The organism is Clostridium sp. D33t1_170424_F3, from assembly GCF_015667585.1.
In the GTDB taxonomy this organism is placed as follows: Bacteria; Bacillota; Clostridia; order Oscillospirales; family Acutalibacteraceae; genus Anaeromassilibacillus.
Map to the genome: position 1 here is coordinate 44,622 of NZ_JADPEG010000014.1, position 22,118 is coordinate 66,739.

Genomic DNA, 22,118 nt, shown 5'->3' on the forward strand with positions numbered 1-22,118 from the left:
ATTATTGACAATAAAAATAAGAAAAGGTTTAAATAGATAAGAAATTATAAGAGCTAATGTTTACTGGTTAAATGCTTTCACAACGCCCCTTTGCATATTGAGGAAATAACAGGCCGCCGTGCAAATTTACTGCACGGCGGCCCGTAGCCTTTTCAGGTAACATCAAAGCGCGGATGGATCAGATGCCAGCGCTTAGCATATCTGCGGCGGCTTTCAGTGGCGGCAATCAGCCAATGGTTACCGTGCAGTGTTTGACCGGGTTTTGACTTGGCATCTGGGTATAGACGCCGGCGCTCTGGCCCGGTGTGCCAACTGCCCAAATTCTGTAGTAGTAATCGTTGCCGATCCTGGCCACATACTGCGTCTTGAGGACGGAGCCGTCGCCCACGGTGAAGCTCGGCGCGGTATTGCCGTTGACGACCGTCATCTTGAAGCAATACGCCTGTCCTCTCTTGAGGGTGAAATTCATCGTTGTGTCGGAACGGACATACGCCGCTGCGTTTTGGACGGAGCCAGCCGCGCTGACAACGCCCGTATTGCCGTAGCTGTTGTCCTGCATGGCGCTGGTGCTGCCCTTGCCGCTGCTGCTCGGCTTCGGGGCATCCTTTACTTCCAGCGCTTTGTAGGCGGCGGTCAGTTCGTCGTTTGCCGCGTCGACCTCTTCCTGTCCGGCGGTGTCGCTGTTCAGGACGGTGAGCGCGTTGGAGAGGGCCCGATGTAACCGCTGGACGGATTCCGCCGTATATTTGCCGGTATCGACGGCCTGCGCGGTTTGGACGTTCTCTTTCAGCGCGTCTTTGTTCGGGATTATGCGCAGGGAAGCCATGGCGTTGGTCAGGCGGTTAAGCGCCGCATTGATTTCCGCCGGCGTATTCGCGCCTGTGATGTTCTTTGCAGCTTCCAGAGCGGCGAGGAATTCTTCCTGGCCCACGGCAAGATACTGGTCCTTCAGCAGGGGGACGATCGCGTCCGCCTGATCGATCACCGTCTGCAAAGCGCTCAGGTCGCTCTGGCGGACCAGGCTTTCCACTGCCGCGCGCAGCTCTTTGTACGCTTTGTCCACGTCGGCCTTCAAAGGCTCTTTATCGGCAAGGACCGTGTTTGCCGCGTCCAGCTTGGCCAGCATGACCGCCCAGCTTGCGGCGGTGTAATCGCCTTCTGTGAGCATACCGGCGGATTCCACCAGCTCCTTCAGGCTGTCGGTATTGCCCAGCTCAAAGCTCAGCAGATGGATGGCGTCGATCAGATCGCCCCACGCCGTGTCGATTGCCGCCTGCGTTGCGGTCTTGTTGCCCTCGACGGCCTGTGCCGCCGCCAGCTTGCTGCGCAGGTTGGTTTGCACAGTCGGAACGGCGAGCTGGAACTCGTCGCTGTTGATCAGCTGTCCCGCGGTATCGATCACCGTGCGCAGGATCATCTTGTTGACAACGGTGAACGCGATTTCCGCATTTGCATCCGCGGTCAGGTTGGCGAACGTCATGGAGAAGGCGTTCGGGGTGAAGTCCTCCTGTGCGATGCCGTTGACGGTCACGCCCGCGAACTCCCTGCCTTCCACTGCCGGGGCAAAGGTCAGAACACTGGTCGCGTTGGGCTGGAGCGTGGCTTTGTAGGAACCGGTGAGGTCCGCGAGTTTCTGGGCCTCGCCGTCCACGGTCAGCTTGGCCTGACGGCCGCTGTAGCTGACGGAGATGCTGTGCTCGGCCGGTTTTACATCCTTCTTGCCAAAGGCTTCGATCTCTGTGATACAGGTGTTGCCCCAGGCGTGCAATCCTTCCTTGAGGACCATGCGCAGGTTCGTGACGCCGGTGAGCGGCTCGTCGAAGGAGACCGTATAGCTCTCCTGTGTCTTATCTTCCTTTTCCCAGGTGGCGGTTACGTCTGCCGCGATGGTCTCCCAGGTGACGCCGTTGTCCTTGGAAATCTGGTAGTCCCACTTGGTCGGGCCCTGCTTTGCGCCGTAGAAGGTCCAGACAAGCACCTTCTCGAAGCTCTGCGGCTCGTCCCAGTTGAGAGTGATCCAGTTGTCCGGCGTGCCGTCCGGCGCAACGGTGATATGGGTACTGCTGGAGCCGTCCAGGCCGTGGTGGCCGTCGATCAGGCTCATGGGGTTGGTCGCCGGGCCCTGAATGCGGGTTGCGGTGACGCTGCTTGCCTTGCGAGCGATGTTCTCATAGCCGCCCATGGTGGAAACGGTGACAGTATAGGCGGTTTTAGCGGCCTGATACTGCGATTTTACAACAATCGGGATGGTTTTTTCCTGCATCGGACCGTCTATTGTGACGGTGTAGCTCTCTCCCGGCAGAACGCGTGTGCCGTTGACGTACACAACCGCGTGTTCGCTGTTCGCGGCGGGGGTGATGTCCACGCTGCCGGCTTCCGCGCCGATGTCCACGGTGTAGTCGGTGACGTCCGCCTGGAAGGCCGGGCTGAGCTCACCCTTGCTGACCGTCAGGCTGCGCAGGCTGGAATCCTTGTCCGCGTTTTCAAGATCTGCGGCGTTTTCCGCAGTGGAAACCCAAGTGGGCAGGCCCGCCGCAACGACGGCGGATTTATCCCCGTCGTAGAATTTGACGGTAACATTGGTTTCGGCATTGACCTGTACGCTGACGTTGGAAACCACGTTTTCACTCGGTGTGACCACCAGACCGCCGTCTTTCTGCTCGACGGAGCAGTTATACGCTTCAAAGCTGCCGTCTTCCTTCTGGGAGACATAGGCTTTGGTCAGGGCGACTTCGCCCAATGCCTTGAAGATTTCATGCACGTCGTTGTCGCACGCCGCGCCCTGCGTGACGGAGCCGCCCATGCCGGTGTAACCCGGGACCCAGGTGTTCTTCGGCGCTCTCCACCAGTAGGAAATCATATCGACGTATTCTTCGCCGATAACGGCGTCCACGTGTTTGCCCTTGATCACATCGCCCTGGGAAGCTTCTTCATCTTTCACCCAAAGCTTTGTTTCACGGTACGGGTCCGCGATGAAGGCCCAGCGCAGGGTGCCGTCAAAGCTCATGAGCTGCGCGCAGGAGCCCATGGCGTTCATGCCGCGCTCCAGGTACTGCTGGTCGCCGGTCAGTTCGTACAGGTTGAACAGCGCGTAAATGCTCCAGGCGGACCAGCCGTGCGGGGAGTTCATCATATTCGGGGAACCGCTGGTCAGGCCCATCTCCACATCGTACTGGGCTTCCCAGAAACGCAGGGTGCCGCCGTTGATGCGGGAATCCGGGATAATGGATTGCTGGTGCGAGGTGTGGTAGTCGATGATTTTCAGTGCGGCGTTGGTGTATTTCTCGCGCTCGGCGGAACCGGCCGGGAACATCAGCGCAAATTCGCTGAGCTGGGTGGCGGAGCAGGAGTTCGCGCCGTCCTCAAAGGTCTGCTGGCCTTCCGTCTCAAAATGGCCGTCCAGGCGGACCAGGTTATCCATGGCACGGGTGACGGACGCAAAGTGGCGGTCGTAGCGCTCCGTCCATTTGGCGCGCTCGTCTTCGGTCAGGCTTGCGTCGTCCTTGAGCTCCTTTTCCACATGGATCAGCTCCATGATGGACTTGGCCGGGTAGATGACGGAGGTGTAGTCCGTACCGCCGTTATAGTAGCCGCCGTTGTCCTTCTGCTTGGTCAGCAGGAATTCCGCCAGATTGACAGCGCTTTCCAGATCGCTCCAGTTGCCGGAGCTCTGGAACTTGTCCACGAAGATGCCCAGCATGGCGGAATGGTTCTGGATGCGGTTTTCCCAGGAGGTGGGCAGATCGGTGGTGACGTCGTACATCAGGGGATAGATCTCTTCAAATTTCTCGTCAATGGCCATATCCAGCGCATCGTCCGGGAAATATTTCTTTGCAATATAAGCGGAGTACAGGCCATAGAATTCTTCCGAATGGGATCCGCCTTTTTGCGGCGCTTCCACAGCGGCCTTGCGGGCCTGCTGGGCGTACCAGGACCAGGATTTACGGATGGAGAACATGCCCTCCGACTTGTAGCCCGCTTCGTTTTCCGCCCAGAGCTTGTAAACGCCCTCGGCTTTGTCCGCCGCGTCAAAAGTGCAATGATAGACACCATTTCCGTTGTCCACGGCGTCAAGTGCAGTTTCCGTGCCATCCGACGCAACCAGTGCGACCTTGCCGTTTTTCAGCGGGGACTGGGATTGGATCGTGATTTGGGAGGACTCGCCCTCCGCCATCGTATAGCGGTCCGCGTCGATCATCGGCAGCAGGGTATTGTTGGAAATAGTCGGCTTGACGTCCTCGATGGCATTCAGGTCCTCGACGGGTTTGAGGTAGACGTTCCAGGTCTTCGTCTCGTTCGCGCCGATGTGGTCCGCGTCCTGCGGATGGCGCTCCGGCAGTTCGCCGGACTGCAGCATGTCGAGGGATGCGGTATAGATGCGGTGCGCGCCCCACTGGTAATCCAATGTGTAGGAGGCGACCGGCGCGTCGGTCGCAATGGTCATCAACCGGCCGGACGGGGTGGAAAGATAGCCCCACATATGGGTCTTTTCACAGCGAAGTAGGGTGGGGAAGAGCTGGTCGTTGTACTGCGGATAGCTCTCCAGATAGGTGTTGAAGCCCAAATTCAGGGAGAGTTTGTCCACCTGCTGTTCCGCGTCTTTGTTATTGGTGACAGAGGCGGTGACCACCAGCTGTTTCTGCTCGTCCACAGAGTAGCGCATGGAGAAGGTCAGATCCTCCGATGCGGTGCGGGAACGGCCCGTGTAGGTGATGCTGCCGTCTTCGGCCGCTTCGCCCGCGGTCATCGCGATCGCGCGCCCATTGTATTTCCATACAAAGCCGCCGCGGTCATCCGTGCGCATCGGGATGGTGTACATTTCGCCGCCGATCATGGTCTTCAGAGACTGGATCTGGCCGCCTGTGTGGTTGATTTCCCACTCGGGTGTGGTGATTTTTTCCTCCAGGCTGGTGGGAGCGGTGTCGGAAAGGGTAACCGCCTGGATACTCATGTTGCCCCAGTTGCTGTCGTAGGCGTTGGAGATCAGCGCGCGCACCTCAACGGTGTCGTCCGCGCTGGGCGTGCTGTACTGCAGGCGGGCCACGTGGCACACGGCGGGCGTGCCCGCGGTGGTGACGCTGTTGCCGTAGGTTTCACTGTACTGCACCTCGCCGTTGACGACCAGTTCCAGGGTGATGTCGGAAGCCCATTCGCCGGTGTAGACGTTCAGGTATTTCATATCCGGGCCGCCGGGGACGTTGAAGGTTACGCCGCTGCCTTCTTTGACAAAGACAAAGCCGTTATGTACGCCTGCCTCGGATTCCGGGGTAACGCCGTCCGTGTAGCTGTAGGCGGTTTTGGCGTCCTTGATGATCGGGTTGCTCTGCTGATTGCCGACGCCCGTCATGTTGGTAATCAGGGAGCTTTCCTGATTCTTGCGGTTGTAGCCGGAAAAAGTGGCGTTGTTGAAATACGCCCAATCCAGATTCCCTTCGGTGGACAGATTGGCGGAGACCGGCGCGCTGGAAGCTTTACCGGTTACAATAGAACCGTCGTCCTCGATCTGCCGGTCGCTCAGCGCGATGGCGGAGACGTTCATATTGCCCCACTGGCTGCTGTATGCCTTGGACACCCAGAGCTTGACTTTGACCTCGTCGTTCGCGTCCGCCGCCTGATACTGGATGGAAAGCAGGTTGTACTTTGCAGGCGTGCCGCTTGTGGTATCGCTGCTGCCGTAGGTTTCGGTATACTGTACTTCGCCGTTGACGGAGACTTCCGCGGTGATGTCCGCCGCCCATGCGCCGGTATAGATGTTCAGGTACCGGGGGGTGAGGCTGGCCGGGACGGTAAATTCCAGACCGTTGTTTGCTCCGGTGAAAACCAGGCCCTTTTTATTGTCGTCTCCCAGGGACTGCACGGGGGACAATCCGTCCAGGTATAAAAAGTTGGTCTGTGTGTTCTTTGTAACATAATCCTGTTTGCCGATCAGCGTGAGGCCGCCGATCGCCGGGTCCTCGGTGTCCTTGCGGTTGAACGCGTCAAAGTCGGTGGAGTCGAGCATGACCCAATCGATGCCGCCCTGTTTGGTCAGGTTGGCGGTCGCCGGGGCGTCCAGCACCTCGCCGGAAGCGAGCGCATCCTCTTTTACAGGCGCTTCGTCGGTTACGGCAATCGCCTGGATGCTCATATTGCCGTAAGTTTCGTCCATCACGGCGGTGACCTCGGCGGTGACGGTTACAATGTCGTCCTCGGAATCCGTCTGGTATTCGATTGTGGAAAGATAACAGTTTGCACCGGAAGAAGTATTCGTTTTACCGTATTCGCGGCTGTACTGTTCTTCTCCATTGACGGCGACGGACAGCTTGATCTGGGACGCCCAGGAACCGGTATAAAGACGCACATAGCGGGGATCGATGCTGCCCGGCAGGGTAAAGGAAACTTTTCCGCCTTTTCCGTTGATCACCTGGCCTTTGCGGTTCTTTTCCGCGGCGTCGGTATAAACGAAGTTGGTCGCGGCGTCTGTGGCGATCTGTGCCAGCGTGCCGGAGAGTTCCAGGTTGGAAATAACGCTGCCCTCACCCATCTGTGCACAGCTTTCCAGATCCTTGCTGGTGAAGTGGAACCAGCCAAGCGGGCCTTCCGCCTCCAGGTCTGCCTCAGAAGGGGCAGTGCGCAGTGTGCCTTTGACAGCCGTCGCCGCGGCCTGCATGGAAACGCTCTGTGCGACGCCGTTGGGGGACAGTTCCACAGCGGCGTTTGCGATGCCGGCGCCGGAAGCCGCCATCAGGGTGGCCAGCATCAGGGCAATCGCTCTTCTTCTCATCTCAATCATCTTTCTCCTCCTAAGTTAATCTTCCTGTAAAAATTTGCTTGCCTTCCAAAGGGATAATCCAGTTATTTTTACCTCCTTTCAACCCGCGTCCATCGGCAAGGGGACCTTGTTTGTCCGCTGGTTCGCAGTTGGTATGTAATCTTACATTATCTGTAAAACTAAATGACGCGAGTTTAATAGTTATTTCAGTTAAAGTATAACCTTATTAAAGCATATGGGCTTTCAAAAGTCAACTAAATATATGAAAACATGTAAAGATTTTGCAAAACTTTCATGCCTTTTGTAAGAACGTAGAGTCAAAGAATTTTGACATCTGCTTTGCAGCGAACAAAAATACTTATATTAGTTACTTATATAAGTTAACGATGAAAGTATAGGCCGGAAAAGTTTTTTTGTCAATGGGATTTTGAAAATATTTCAATAAATACTTAAGGGGAGAAATCCATGGAAAATAAAAACTCCCCGCCAACAGGTGATAACCCGTTGGCGGGGAGTACAGATACATGGCCGGTATAGGCTCTTATCCGGTTTTTACCGCAGTGTGCGTTTCCGTCCGTCTTACGCTTCCGAAGATTTACTCAGACGGCAATGATGCGGATTTTTAGCCGATCGTCACTGGCAATGCGTAACGGCGTTCTGCCCGGGACGCCCGGTCGGGACACGCTTACAGCGAAGCCATTTTAAGCAATTGCGACAGAACAATCCTTTTACAGTTGACATATAACGCCGTTCGCAGACACGAAGTGTCCAACACACCTATGGTGCTTTTAGTGGAGGTTCACTTTAAAACGGGGCGTTTCCATGTTTTATTTGCAAAAAGGTTGCTTTCAGCGGCAGCAATCAGCCAATGGTTACCGTGCAGTGCTTGACAGCGTTCTGGCCCGGCAGGGTCATATAAACGCCCGTGCTCTGGCCCGGTGTGCCAACCGCATACACTCTGTAGTAGGAATCGTTGCCGATCTTCGCCACGAACTGGGTCTTGAGCACGCTGCCGTTGCCGGTAGTGAAGCTCGGAACCAGATTGTTTCCGTTGACCACGGTCATCTTGAAGCAGTATGCGCTGCCTCTCTTCAGGGTGAAGTCCACAGTGGTGTCGGAACGGACGGAAGCGGTGGAGACGACGTTCTGCGCCGCGTTCACAACCGCGATGCCCTGTGCGCCGTAGAGGTTGCCGTAGGACGGCGTACGGCTGCCGGAACCCTTGGAGGTGTTGTTTTCCGGCTTGAGTTTCAGGCCGTTGTATGCGTTGGTGACAAGCTCGAATGCCTGAGCGACTTTCTCACTGGCCGCATTCGGATCGTCCAGTACGCCGTTCGCCAGATTGATGGACGCCTTCAGCGCCGCAACGCTGGTATCCGTGTACTTACTGTAATCCAGCGCTTCAACCATGCTGAGCAGGTCCTTCAGGGCCTCTCTGCTCGGGATCAGGCGGAGCGCCGCCATGGCGGCGGCCAGATTCTGTTCGGCCTCGTTGATCTGCTTCTGGGTGGCTTTTTCGTTCGCAAGAACGGTTTCCGCCGCCTGCAGCATTTCGCTGAAATGCGCCTTGCCGTCCTCCAGGTACTTATTAAGGTCAAGGTTCTGCGCTTCTGTTACCAGGGTGCGCAGGCTGTCCTTGTCCGCCAGGTACTTCAGGGAGGTGACTGCCTTCATCAGGTCGTCGTAAGCCTGGTCGATGTCCTTCTGCAGGGCGTCTTCATCGTCCGCGACAGCCTGTGCTTCCGCGAGGACCGCCTCATAGGCCGCCCAGCTCTCCGCAGTGTAGTCTTCTTCGATGAACAGCGCACAGTTTTCCAACAAGGCTTTCAGCGCGGTCTTGTCGCCCGCCTGGAAGCTGAGCATCTGGATCGCCTTGAGCATGTCTTTCCATGCGTTGTCAATGGCGGTCTGCGTGGCGGCCTTGTCGGCTTCCACCTTGACGGCCGTGTTCAGGGATTTGTCGAAGAACTTCCTGACAGTCGGAACGGCGGTCTTGTACTCGTCGCCCTCCTGGAGGCTCTCGGCGGTTTCGATTGTGGAGCGCAGGATCATCTTGTTGACGATCGTAAAGTCGAAGCGCAGCGTGGTGTCCGCGTTCGGCATGGTGAAATCGTAGGAGAAGGATGCGGAGTCGGTCACTGTCTGCGCCTGGTCGTTCACAGACACGCCGGCGATCTCTCTGCCTTCCACCGCCGGTGCAAAGGCCAGCAGCAGCTCCGTCTTGGAGAGGACGTCCGCCTTGTAGGAACCGAGCAGGTCCGCCAGGCGCTGTGCCTCGCCGTCCACGGTCAGGCTGACTTTCTTACCGCTGTAGTTGACAGTCAGAGCGCGCTCCGTGGGTACGTCTTCCTCGAATGCCGCGTCCGCGGTGACGTCCGCCTGGACGTTCTCCACGGTGTAGGTGTTGTCCGCGGTCAGGGTAACGGCCTCGCCGTTGATGGTCGCGGTCTTGACACGGTATCCATCGTTGGGGGTAAAGGTAAAGGTGATATTTGTTCCGGCAGCTACCTTTGTGCCCGCAACGATTTCGCCACTGTCTGTAGCCGCCGAAATCTTACCGTTAACGGGCTCCGAAAAATTTACAGTTACCTGATCGTCCGTCTTGGCATTCATGCCAAAGGCCTGGAACTCGGTGATCACGCCGCCGTTCCATTTGAGGTTGGCTTTGTTAACCATGATGCGCAGGACGTTCACGTTCTTTGCGGTCGCGCCAAAGACCAGTTCCTTAACGGCCTGTTCTCTCTCTGTGGAGGGGGACGGCCAATCAATGTCGCCGGAGGACGCTGCCGTTGTGAAGGTTGCGCCGCCGTCGGAGGAGACCAGTACGTCGAAGTTAGTAACGCCCTGATCCTTTGCATAATACGTAAAGAGCTTTACGCTGTCGATATCGACCGGGTTATCCCAGGTGAGGTCGAGATATTTCTTCTCTGCGGCAAGGGTGCTTGCAAAAGCGAATACACCGTTGCCGTTTGCGCCCGGCTCCTGGTCGTCAAAGATGTTGTCGTTGATAAAGCCGGCTTTCTTACCCGAAGCAGCAGCGCCGCTCGGGCAGCTTGCGGTTGCTTCCAGCGCGACGTTGCGCACGGTTTCCTCGCCGACGTTGACAACGGCCTTCACTTCCACGCCGTTGCTGTTGACAATGCAGGCCGGCAGCGTCAGCGTGCCGGTGATCGTCTGTGCGCCGGACTGGTTCGGGCTGTAATCCCCGCTGTTCCAGACAACCGGAACCGTAGAGGTCAGGCCGTCGTCCAGCTGCAGGGCGAGGGTTTTCGGCAGATTAAGCGCAGCGAACGCTGTGCCGTAATCTACTTCCTGCGTACTTACAGAATCAGCAGAGACAATGGCCTTCTGTGTGCCGGTCTCGCCTTCCCTGACGAACTCAGCGGAGATATTTACATCGCCCTTAACGCCGGTTACGGTGTACTGGTTATTCACCGGGGCGACAATCTCGTTGTTGACGATTGCCATATGGGTGGTATAACCCTCGTCCGGTGTAAAGGTGACTGTTACCGGCATGCCGTCCATCACGGTATCGGCGGGATCGGTTGTAACAGTACCGTTGACCGTATCGGCGATGTTGATCTGATAATAGGTCACGTCGTCCGTCTTTGTCAATGTCGCGTCCGCCCAGTCACCGTGGTCGGAACCGATGCCGTCGCCCGCGTCGCCGATATGCAGGGTCAAAACGCGGCAGTCGGTGATGTTGAGGTTGACCTCTTTGCGCTCGTTGGCCTTCATCACGCCGGAGCTGTAAATGCTCTTGCCGTCGGCCAGAATCTCAAACTCAATGCTGGAGGTATCAACCTGCATCTCCTGGTCCACGCCGATAAAGGAATGGAAGTTGTAGCTGCCGCCGCCCAGATAAACGGTGATGTCAGAGACGGCATGTACGCCGATACCGGAGGCGTAGGTTTCACCGCCCAGACGCAGCGCGTTGCCATCGATGGACTTATTGCGCTTGATGGTTCCCCAGCCGGTGGTGGAACTCAGCCACGGGTGATCGCCGAGCTTGGTCACCGTATTCTGCGGCGCCACGGCTACTTTGATCGCCTTGGTGGCGAGCTTGGAGGTATCCTCGGTGTCACCGTCGTAGCGGTAGGAAGCCGTCGCGGAGAGGATGTAATCATCAGCGGGCTTTGCGATGGTGTTGGAAGCCGTTTCCGGCATGGTGACCTGGAAGGTAACGGTCTTCTTTTCATTCAGTGCCAGAGCGTCGATGGTTTCGCCGCCGGTAACCGTAAAGCCTTCCGGCGCGCTGAATGCGACGTTGACATTCTTCATGGTTTCCCTGCCGACGTTTTCAACAATGACGTCGACAGAAGTGGTTTCACCGGCGCTGAAAGTCGTATAGGGCATATCCATCTTAATGGTGCCCAGCTTGTCGACCGAACCAGCCTCCACTTTGCTGACGCGGTACATATGCGCGCCGTGCGTCGGGATCGCGCCGGAATTCAAGGAAGTGCCGACCACAGTTTCTTCACCGCTCCACAGATCCTTCACTTTATAGGCGGAGGCGGAGGGCAGTGTAATGCGGTCGTCTTTGTCCGCCAGAGCGGAGAGGTCGATGCTGGCGGATGCGCCAGCCGCCGCATTTTTGTTCAGGAAAAGAACAGCCGCATCGCCGCCGGAAAGAGGCTTGACCAGAATGTCGATGCCGTCCGCGGTGGAAACGCGTTTGCCCTGCAGGAGCAGCGGATCCTGATTGATGTTGACGACGTCCTGGTTGGTGATGATGTCATACGCGCCGTTGTTGGCGGAATGATCCACGCCGTCCGGGCTTTCCGGATCCACAAAGTTGCGCACGTCGCAGCCGAGGATCAGCGGGGAGTTCATCATGCACCACAGGGAGAAGTGCGCCTGGTTTTCATTTGCCGTCAGGTTGCCGACGCCGACCTCGAGCATGTCGGGGTCGTTGTAGGTGCCCGGCTTCTGATAAGACCAGAGGTTTACGTTTGTCTCATAGATGCCGATCATGGAACTCCAGCTGTCGGAAATGTCGTGAGTGGTACGCCAGGAGTTGGCAAAATCGCCGGCCCAGGTCCACGGGCTGGTTCTGCCGTGTTCACACACGGAGAAGAAAAGCGGCTTTTCCGGGTTGCCGGTTTCCTCCGCGACCTGCGCGGTTGCTTCTTTGAGCGCATTGCCCATCTTGCTGTAGCGGCGAATGGAGTCCGCCTTCTGGCCGTCGATGGGGTTGAAAATTTTAATGGTATTTTCGCCGGCCGCCAGATCAATATACATCTGCTGTCTGCCGGTGCCGCTCCAGCCGCTGGTGCGCGGAATTTCGGTGTCATATACGTTGCCGCCGTTTACCTGTGCGGAAATAAATTTAGAAACGATGGACTTTGACTTGTGGAAACCAATGGTCAGCACATAACGGCCAGCCTCTTCCACCGTCTTTTTGATTGTGATCGCACCGCCGTTGGCGTTCAGGCCGGTTACATAACCGGTGCCGTCGCAGCTGCCGCAACGGACAGTGGACGCTGCGCCGGAGAGCTCGGCTGTTTCCGCCTGAATTCTTTCTCCCTCAGGCGTGCCGGCCTTTGCGACGGAGAGGTAATCCACGTCGGGCGCTTTAATGCTGTGTGTATACACGTCAGTTTCCATGTCCACTACGTGGCAGTAGTCGTATTTAAGGTATTCGACGCCCCACTCGGCGAAAGTCCGGGCGTCTTTTTCCTCGTTGCCTGCCGCGCCGGGCATGTCCTCACAGGTGAGGTCGCCGCTGGAGCTGTACACGCCGACACGGAGCGGATGCTCGGAATCCGGGCCGGCGAGGGCGTTGACGTTCTTAATGAACTGCGGGCCGCTCGGGAAGCCCGTCAGGTCAAACTGCATGTTGCCGTTTTCATCGCGCATACTGGACTGCCAGCAGTCGTCCAGGTTAAAGTAGACATAGCCGTGCTCGTTCAGGCCGGTGCTCACCAATGCTTTGGCGGCGTCCATGGCCTTTTCCTCATTGATTTTTTCACGGAAGAAATTCCAGGTGGACCAGCCCATCTGGGGCGGCAGCTTCCCGGCTGCCTCTGCTTCCTGCTGTGCAAGCAGGTCCTCTTTTGCTTTTGCGCTTTCCGCCGTTTCTCCAACGCTTTTGTTGGAGCCGGAAAGGGTCAGGGTATTCTGCGCAACGCCCGCGGCTGCCGTGGGCAGCGTCGTCAGGATGTGCGGTGCAATTTCGCTCGGCGCGGTGATGTCCGATGCGGCGAAGGCCGCGGTGGACGCCGGGCTGAGCAGTGCGGCGCAGAGCAGGATACTGATCAGTTTCTTTGCTCTCTTCACGTTTTTCTCTCCTTCTCACAAATAATGACAACAGACTGTCTATGCAAAAGGCGGCTGCTGGACCGCTTTTACATCTGGATAAAAAATGCCAGGGAATGGAGGCTTCGATAAATTTAGATAAAAATAAATTTCAAAATAGATTAATTTATATTAACATTTTTACATGAAAAGGAAGATGTTTCTAAGAAATTAAGACATAAATACATATTTTGGCAACAAAAATCCATAAAAGCATAAACTATGGCGGATTTGTTAAGACTTCTGTTATGTGAAGGCGTTGTTTTTTACAGAAAAACCGCTGAGGGCCTGCATTTGCAGGCCCTCAGCGGTTGGGGGATACATCTATCATAAAAATTCAGGAAAGCAGGCGGTGGATCGTTCTGTTTTCTATCATACCGTTGTTTGATAAAGGGAACGTTTTCATTCGGTTAAATTTAGATGAAAAACGACCGATTTCCGGAAGCCTTTTCCGGCGAACGTATAATTTGCGCCAAACGGGAAAAACTTTCAGCGTGCGGATTGTTCCGCGAAAATCCATTTTGAATGAAACATTCAAAGGAGAGAGATTATGCTTGATAAAATTGCCTTGACTCTGCTGATCATCGGCGGCTTGAACTGGGGCCTTGTAGGCTTGTTCCAGTTTGACCTGGTCGCCTGGATCGGCGGCGGTACAGCGGGATTGATCAGCCGCATCATCTATGTGATCGTTGCGCTCTCCGCCGTCTGGTGCGTTTCCATGCTATTCCGTCACAACGACGATTACGTGCCGCACGCCAGTTAGCGGATAACGCTTTCGCAAAAAGGACTCCGTTTTCCGCCTGTCATTCCGGCAGGCAGAAAATGGAGCCTTTTTGCGTATGGAGGAAGTCCGTTTTTTACAATTCCGGGAATCCCCCGCCGCCTATAATATATATAAGGTAAGCTTTTACCAAAAAATTGTTGAGGTGAAGGATATGACATTTTGTGCGCCTTTGATTGCAGTAAAAGATGTGGAAGTTTCCAAAAAGTTTTACGGGGAGCTGTTTGGCCAGAAGGTCGCGATGGATCACGGTCTTAACGTTGTGATGGACGGCGGTTTCTCCCTGCAGCAGGATTATGCATGGCTGACAGGCCTGCCGGCGGATTCCATCCTGGAAAAACCCCACAATATGGAATTGTACTTTGAAACGGACGATTTTGACGGGTTCCTTGCGCTGTTGAAAGCGCATCCGGAGGTCGAATGGGTCCATGAAGTGAAGACATACGACTGGAAACAGCGCGTCGTCCGCATTTACGACCCGGACAAGCACATCATCGAGGTGGGCGAGTCCATGGTATATCTGGCGAAAAAGTTTTTGGCGGAGGGCAACACCCCGGAGCAGGTGGCGCAGATGATCCAGCATCCGATCGGCTTTGTCCGGATGTGCATGCAGTAAAACGATGGAGACGAACTATCCATGGATTCCCGCGTATTGCCTGGAGAAAAAGGGCACGGTACAGGAGTATAAGGCCGAGTGGGAGGCGGAACGCTTTCTGATCGGCGGCAAAATGTTCGCCATGCTGGGCGGCGACCGAACCGGGAAGCCCATCTTTACGATCAAGCTGGAACCGGCGTTTGGGCAGTTTTTGCGCACGCAGTATCCAAAGGTGGTCCCGGGGTATTATATGAATAAGGAACACTGGAATTCCCTGTATCTGGACGCCGATGTGCCGGACGAAACGGTCCGGGAGATGATCGACCAGGCGTACCGGCTGGTGCTGTCCAGCCTGCCAAAGAAAAAACAGGCGGAGTTTTTATAGGCCTGTAAAATGATTGAAGTTTGAATAGAGCGGCGCTGCATCAGCAGCGCCGCTCTATTCGTTACATATGGGAGATAAAAAACGAAAAGCTTACTTGGGTAAAATGTATAAAGGACTGTGAATCTTATGACTGACATTTTTTGTAAAAATAAATGGAAATTAACAGGAAAATAAGAAGTATTATGCTATAATATATCTAAATATCCTGAAAAATCAGGAAATATGAAAATGTCAGGAGGAAGAACGTATGAAAGCAAGCAAAAAGAGGATCACCCTGTCCGGCATTTCCATTCTGCTGGTGCTGAGCCTGCTGGTGGGCGGAACCATGGCGTGGTTTACGGACACGGAGAAGGTGCACACCAATTTTGCGGCGGGTATTTTGGACATCACAGTTACCCCGGACAAGCCGGCCGGCGCGGAGCTGGACTTTAAGAACCTGCGCCCGCTGACCATCGAGCAGTTCGACGCAGAACTGCAGGTCAATGAAGACGGCACCGTCTCCAACGTAAATCAGGAAGGTTTTTCAGACTACACGCCGGTGTATTTCCAGCCGGTAACCGTCCACAACGGCGGCACTTTGCCTGCGGTGATCAATTTTTCCATGCAGGACAGGGGTGCGATGACGGACGATGTCATCAATGTGGTGGACAACGGCGCGGGCGGCGTCAAACAGGACGGCGTTTTAAAATGCAACGAAGCGCCCTATATCCTGAAAGAAGTGCTCCAGATTTTCGTCTATGAAAACAAGGCGGCGGCAGGAGAAAAAGCAAACTGGACCCGTGTGGAGGGCGTCAATCTGAATGAGACGGCGAAGGATGAGCCGCAGGGCTACACCCTGCCGCATACCCTCGGCGCGGATGAGAGCGTGCAATATGTGATCGGCGGCTATCTGCCGCAGGATGCGCTCAACCAGTATCAGGCCAAGCACTTCCACGGCTGGTTTACCGTAAATGCACATCAGGTGGACGACCCGGACGCGGGCGAGGTTACCCCGCCGGAAAAACCGGTGACAAAGGATGTCGAAGTCAGCTGGGAGACGGAGGACGGAACGCCGGTGGAGAGCGCCTATACGCACAAGGTGACCTTCTTTAACGGCGCAACGGAAGCAAAGCTTTTCCCGGATACGGCAAAGCTGAACAACCGCTATGAGCTGGTCACACCGGGCGATTCCCGCGACATCACGTTGGACAAAGAGGCCGGAACAGTGAATCCCGCGTCCGTTACTTTTACAGTGAAGCTGAAAGAGGGCGGCGGTACCGATCCGGACCCGGATAAAAATCCGGAGGCATATCAGGTCCTTGTCAAATTTGTTGACAGGGAAAACAAAGAGACGGTTTATACCACGAAAACCTACTCCGGCTTGGTGAAGGGAGCTTATCTTTTCAGGGCGGCAGATGCGGAAAGCGTGGCTGGCAATGTGTACGACGTAGCGGTTCCCGACGGATATGAATATGATCCTGCGGCGGCAGACCAGCAGGAACAAAACGTATCCATCCCGGTGGAGAACGGCCCGGCGGTCGTTACCTTCACGGTTAAGGTAAAGCAGGGCGGTACCGATCCGGACCCGGATAAAAATCCGGAGGCGTACCAGGTGCGCGTTGACTTTGTTGATAAAGAAAATACGGCAAACGTATTGACAACAAAAGTCTATTCCGGCTTAGCAAAAGGAACATATCTCTTCAAGGCGGCGGATGCGGAAGGGATGGAAGGGGCGACCTATTTGGTGGCAGTCCCGGACGGCTATGAATATGATCCCGCGGCGGCAGATCAGCAGGGACAAAACGTATCCATCCCGGTGGAAAACGGCCCGGCGGTCGTTACCTTTACGGTGAAAACAAAGCAGGGCGGTACCGATCCGGAAGAACCGGAAAACCCGGACTGCCCGGACCCGACTTACAAGCATGTGATTAAGACTGCGGCGGACTTTGATAACATCCGCAATCACCCGCACTGTAACTTTGTACTCGCGGACGACATCGACCTGAGCGCGGATTTCCCGAACTGGACGCCGATCGGAGAGTTAAACAGAATTGACGATCCCTGGAATGGGACAAGTTATGAACCGAGCGAAAACGTCTTTACCGGTGATCTGAACGGAAATGGGAAGAGCATTACGGGGATGAATGTGGGAACGCTGAAGAGCTTTAACGGCCTGTTCCGGTATTCCTCCGGTGCCATTCACGATCTGAAATTGGATGGCACGGTCAACGCGCACAGCAATTCCGGACTGCTGGTGGGCTGGAATCAGGGCAAAATTGAAAACTGTTCCACCAGCGGCAATATTACGGCAGGCGACCGGACAGCGAATATCTGGGAAGTCGGCGGCATTGTCGGTTGGAACGACACCAACGGAACCATCAGCGGTTCCTCCTCTTCTGCAAATGTAACGGGCAATCCGTATTATATGGGCTATCAGGCGTCTTCGCATTACTATTATGGCGGCCTTACCGGAAGTAACAACGGTACGCTGATCAACAGCTATTCCACCGGTACGGTTAAGGGCTCCAGAGCGGGCGGCCTGTGCGGCTACAACTCAGGAAATATTTCCTATTGCTATACCACAAGCAAGGTATATGCGCTGATTGACAGCTATGGAAATACGGATACCTGGACGCACCCGACAGTCGGCCAGATGGATGGAGGCTCGATCACGGTCAATACGATTTTCTTCCAGAAGGGCAACCTGTACCGCAACAACCAGGTTTACACCGGCTGGGATACCGACAAGTACCGCGGCCTGGGCAAGACTGCGGAAGAAATGCAGACCGTCGCGACCTATACGGATGCCGGTTGGAGCGGCTCCATCTGGAACATTGCGGACGGCAGTTACCCGACGCTGAAATAAAGCAGTAAAAATCATAACAGAAGCAAAACAATCGGCAAGGACCGGTTCCCGCTGTCTTACGGGAACCGGTCCTTATTCTTTGCCGGAATACCTGCTGAAAACAACAAATAGGAAATATAGATATAATATATACAATAAGTATATCTAAATGAAAGCAAAAAGCCGCCCCCTGTCGGACTTTAACAATCCGGCAGGGGGCGGTTGGTATTTTACATTAACCGACGACGATCTTGCCCTCCGGCAAAACGGAACCCTTGTACCGCGCGCGTTTCATGGCGATGGCCAGCGCGAGGGAAATCGGCCCGACGCGCCCGATAAACATGGTGAAGCAGACGGCCAGCTTCGACGCAAAGCTCAGATGCGGTGTGACGCCTGCGGTCAAACCCACTGTGCCGAAGGCGGAAGTCGCTTCAAATAACGCGTTGACCGCGCTGATCGGGTATGTGTTCAGGGAGAGGATCAACCCGGTGGTGCAGAGGACAACCAGCAGGCCCACGGTGACGATGGCGAGCGATTTGTAAACCGTGCTTTTATCGATGCGCCGGTGCTGGATGGTCGTGTCCTCGTTGCCGCGCATCACGCTGTACACTGTGGCCAGCAGTACGACGAAGGTGGTCACCTTGATACCGCCGCCCGTACCGGCGGGCGCCGCGCCGATGAACATCAGGATAATGGTAAACAGCTTGGTGATATCGTGTTCGCCCGCAATATCGATGGAGGCGAAGCCCGCCGTCCGCGCGCTGGTGGACTGGAAGAACGATGCCAGAATCTTTTCTCCAACGTTCATGCTGTGCAGGGTGTTGTTCCACTCAAACAGCATGAATCCGATGGTGCCGATCACCAGCAGGATCAGCGTCATACGCAGGACGAGACTGGAGTGCAGGTTGAGGTGCAGCATGTTTTTCTTGTGAAATTTGGGGGACAGCTTGGCAAAGTAGATGTCGTTGATGACGATAAAGCCCAGGCCGCCCAGGATAATCAACAGCGCCACAGGGATGCAGACCAGCGGGTCCCCGGCGTAATTCATCAGGCTGGCGTCCGGCGTCTGAAAGCCGAGGATGTCAAAGCCCGCGTTGCAGTAGGCTGAAACGGCGATAAACAGAGACAGCCAGACGCCGCGCATGCCGAACTGCGGTACAAAGCGCAGCATCAGCACCAGTGCGCCGATCAGCTCGCAGGAGATGGTGAAAGCGAGAATGATTTTGACCAGCTGGTATACGTGCATGGTGTTCCCGGCGGTATTTTCACTGGCGAGCTGCAGCTCCCGCAGGCCCAGCTTCCGGCGGGCCAGCAGGGTAAAGCCGGTGGTGAAGGTCACGACGCCCAGGCCGCCGATCTGGATCAGGAACAGAATGACGATCTGTCCAAAGCCGTTCCAGTGCGTCCAGGTGTCGAAGGGGACAAGGCCCGTGACGCAGGTGGCGGAGGTGGCGGTGAACAACGCGTCCACGTAATGCGTCGCCTCGCCGCTGTGTGTGGCGAAAGGCGTCGCCAGCAGCGCGGAGCCGACCAAAATAATCAAAAGAAAGCTGGCGACAATCAGACGGACAGGGGCGGTGCTTTTGACACGCTTGAATAAAGACGGACCTTCCTGCAACTCAAATCACCTCGGTTGTTAGTAAAGAAGCGCGTAAATCGAAATCAGCGGCGCAGCGATGGGACCGGTTCCGTGGAAAGGTAGCGGATCAGGCCGGTGCGCTCCAGCAGGATCGCGAGCGGCAGGCCCAGCAGATAGCAGACCGCCAGTTCGCCCAGGCCGACGGAAAGCGCGGCGGCGGTAAAGCCGGACCACAGAAACCCGCCCGGGGTCAGAATTGCGATCTCCGCGCCGATGATGGCTGCGTTAAACAGCACCGGCGGCAGGGGCGCGAGCCAGGGGATATTTTTTATACGAACGTTCCGCAGCATGCGGGTCCCCACGGCGGCCAGAAAACTGGCCAGTGTGCCGAAGATCATATCCGCCGCGCCGTATCCGCTGAAAATGTTGCTCAGCAGGCAGCCGAGCGTCAAACCGGGAATGGCGGCGGGTGTGAACAGGGGAAGGATGGTCAGCGCCTCCGAGAATCGGAACTGGACCGGGCCGTAGGCCAGGTTCAGCGCGGCGGCCATCAGGGTGAGCACGGTGTAGACGGCGGCGATCATGGCGCCCTGCGCCAGAAATACCGCACTGCGGGACTGTTTTCTCATGTTGAATTCCTCCGTAGTTTTCTTTAAGGTCAGGAGCTTGCGACTGACCCCGCCTGAGCTGTAAGTAATATTTCAGGCAGTTCTCTTAATGTACTACAATTCATAGATAAAAGCAAGGTATCCATTAAGATTTCATAAAGCCTCGGAGTGGGAGGTCGAAAAACGTCACAAATTTCTCTTAAAAGTAGTGATCTATCACTGAAGTGGAAGGTCTGGCTGTGCTATGATAGAATAAAATCACAATATGGGAGAGGTCACAGATGATCTATCGACGGCTGCGGGATTTAAGAGAGGATCATGATTTAACACAAAACGAAATAGCGAGCCTGCTGCATGTGGTGCAGTCAAGGTATTCAAATTATGAACGCGGCGTCTCCAATATGCCGTTGGACTGCTTGGTGTGTTTGGCTGACTTTTACGGCGTCAGTACGGATTATTTACTGGGACGTACCAATATAAGCAAACCGTATCCTGTCACGAAACAGAGAAAAAACAATTGATAAAAACAGCCGGAGACATAGCGTAATCGTATGAATCCGGCTGTGCAATATCTGTTTGTCTGTTTAGAATGAAATAATAATGGGGGTTTCGCCCGCTGCGGCAGGCGACCAAAGGCGCCGCCTTTGGAATCTGCAATTTTTCGAGAAAAATTGAGGAAAGCTTTACATGAAGGAGCAAAACAGTCTTTGTCTTAATGGTGTAGGGTAAAACGTATTTCTCCGTTTCTGAAAAAGCGGCGATGCCTGTTTAGAACTTCGAGCGAGGCTTCAGCCTCCAGCGAGCGTCCTGACCGGAGGTCTATTCGTCGTCCTCTTCACCGGTCGGCTCCGGGACGTGCTTTTCGATCAGCAGCTTTGCGATGCGCCGGTCGTCCACCGCCATCACGGTCAGGGTCAGGCGGTCAAAGTCAATGCTTGGGTGCTCCTCCGGCTTGGGGATGCGGCCCAGCTGTTCCACCATAAAGCCCGCGATGGTATCGTAGTCGCCCTCCGGGATTTCCACGCCGACCAGGTCGGAGATTTCGTCGATGGGCGTGGTGCCGTCGACGGTGAATTTGTTATCGCCCACCTGAAAGATTTCTTCTTCCTCGTGGTCGTATTCGTCCTGAATATTTCCCACAATGGATTCCAAAAGGTCCTCCATCGTGATGATGCCCTCGGTGCCGCCGTATTCGTCCACGATAATGGCGATCTGCACCTTGCGCTCCGTCATCTCCGTAAAAAGCTGGCTGCATCGCTTGGTCTCCGGCACAAAATAGGCGGTGCGCATCAGGCTGGTAATCGGGGTGTCCTGCCGGGCCTCCTTGCCCACATACTGCAAAAGGTCCTTGACATAGACGATGCCCAAGATGGTGTCTAGGTCCTCGTGGTACACGGGGATGCGGGAGAAGCCCTCCTCGATGGAGAGGTTCACCACGTCCTGGATGGTGGCGGTATCCTCCACGGCGGAAACGTCGGTGCGGTGCGTCATCACCTCGTCGACGGTGGAATCGCTGAAGTCGAAGATATTGGAGATCATGTCCTTGGCGCTCTCGCCGATCACGCCCTTTTCCTCGCCCTGGTCCACCATCATCAGGATTTCCTCCTCGGTGACGGTCTGTTCATTCTGGTGGGGGTCAAAACCCATCAGGCGCAGCACCAGGTTGGTGGAATGCGTCAGGAACGAGATAAACGGATGGAACGCGGCGGAGACCCAGCGCAGGACCCCCACAAAGCGGAACGCCAGCTTCTCCGCGCGTTGCATGGCGATCTTTTTGGGAACCAGCTCGCCGAAGATCAGCGAGAAATAGGAGAGTATCAGCGTGACCAGCACGGTGGAGACGCCGGACAGCACGTCGTGGGGAATGGGCAGAAAAGAAAACAGGCCCGCCAGCTTTCCGGCAAAGGTCTGCGCAGCTGCGGCGGAGGTCAAAAAGCCCGCCAGCGTCACGCCGACCTGAATCGTGGCGAGGAAACGGCTGGAGTCCTTCGTCAGCTTCAAAATGCGTTTGGCCTTCTTGTTGCCCTCCTCCGCCATCTTCTTGACGCGGTTGTCGTTCAGCGTGATGACGGCGATCTCCGACGCGGCGAAAAACGCGTTGATCAGGATCAGCACGATCAGCAGGAGGATCGGAAGGAGGACGCCGGAGCTTTCAGCCGTCTGTGCGGCCTGCGCCCCCATGGACAGTAGGTGGCCCGCGGGTTCGGGAGGCATAAATTTTCCCCTTTCGGCAGGAAAAACCTGCATATTATAATGTTAGTATGGTAATTCTTATTGTAGCCTATTCAGCCGCCGGCT

10 protein-coding genes are annotated in these 22,118 nt (G+C 55.6%); 5 read left to right on the top strand and 5 right to left on the bottom strand.

Annotated elements, in window-relative coordinates:
- Positions 1–226: 226 nt before the first annotated feature.
- Both I4V53_RS10415 and I4V53_RS10420 read right to left on the bottom strand, forming a co-directional pair.
- On the bottom strand, positions 227–6,772 hold the full coding sequence (locus I4V53_RS10415; RefSeq protein ID WP_195985633.1) for a cadherin-like beta sandwich domain-containing protein: 6,546 nt from the start codon (positions 6,770–6,772) through the stop codon (positions 227–229).
- A gap of 840 nt (positions 6,773–7,612) precedes the next feature.
- Positions 7,613–13,030, bottom strand: coding sequence for an NPCBM/NEW2 domain-containing protein (locus tag I4V53_RS10420; protein WP_195985634.1), 5,418 nt, complete (start codon positions 13,028–13,030; stop codon positions 7,613–7,615).
- 568 nt (positions 13,031–13,598) lie between these two features.
- Here I4V53_RS10420 and I4V53_RS10425 point away from each other — a divergent pair.
- The 4 genes from I4V53_RS10425 to I4V53_RS10440 all read left to right on the top strand — a co-directional run bounded on the left by I4V53_RS10425 (position 13,599) and on the right by I4V53_RS10440 (position 17,654).
- Positions 13,599–13,811, top strand: a complete 213-nt coding sequence (locus tag I4V53_RS10425) for a DUF378 domain-containing protein (RefSeq protein ID WP_050699284.1) — start codon at positions 13,599–13,601, stop codon at positions 13,809–13,811.
- A gap of 172 nt (positions 13,812–13,983) precedes the next feature.
- Entirely contained in the window at positions 13,984–14,445 is a 462-nt protein-coding gene (locus tag I4V53_RS10430; protein WP_195985635.1) for a VOC family protein, read from the top strand.
- A gap of 4 nt (positions 14,446–14,449) precedes the next feature.
- Complete coding sequence (locus tag I4V53_RS10435) at positions 14,450–14,809, top strand: MmcQ/YjbR family DNA-binding protein (RefSeq protein WP_195985636.1); 360 nt, start codon at positions 14,450–14,452, stop codon at positions 14,807–14,809.
- A gap of 247 nt (positions 14,810–15,056) precedes the next feature.
- The gene (locus tag I4V53_RS10440; RefSeq protein ID WP_195985637.1) at positions 15,057–17,654 is read left to right on the top strand and encodes a TasA family protein; all 2,598 of its coding nucleotides are present in this window, start codon (positions 15,057–15,059) and stop codon (positions 17,652–17,654) included.
- Between the two features lie 214 nt (positions 17,655–17,868).
- Here the strand turns inward: I4V53_RS10440 and I4V53_RS10445 are convergent, their stop codons facing one another.
- Entirely contained in the window at positions 17,869–19,251 is a 1,383-nt protein-coding gene (locus tag I4V53_RS10445; RefSeq protein WP_195985638.1) for a TrkH family potassium uptake protein, read from the bottom strand.
- A 44-nt stretch (positions 19,252–19,295) separates the two neighbouring features.
- Positions 19,296–19,841 carry a QueT transporter family protein gene (locus I4V53_RS10450; protein WP_195985639.1) on the bottom strand — a complete coding sequence of 182 codons (546 nt, stop codon included), beginning with the start codon at positions 19,839–19,841 and terminating at the stop codon, positions 19,296–19,298.
- A gap of 260 nt (positions 19,842–20,101) precedes the next feature.
- Between I4V53_RS10450 and I4V53_RS10455 the strand changes: the two genes are divergently transcribed.
- The gene (locus I4V53_RS10455) at positions 20,102–20,341 is read left to right on the top strand and encodes a helix-turn-helix domain-containing protein (RefSeq protein WP_195985640.1); all 240 of its coding nucleotides are present in this window, start codon (positions 20,102–20,104) and stop codon (positions 20,339–20,341) included.
- Positions 20,342–20,639: 298 nt separating this feature from the next.
- Here I4V53_RS10455 and I4V53_RS10460 read toward each other — a convergent pair whose 3' ends face one another.
- A complete protein-coding gene (locus I4V53_RS10460) occupies positions 20,640–22,034 on the bottom strand; it encodes a hemolysin family protein (protein ID WP_195985641.1) in 1,395 nt (464 codons plus the stop codon).
- Between the last annotated feature and the right edge of the window lie 84 nt (positions 22,035–22,118).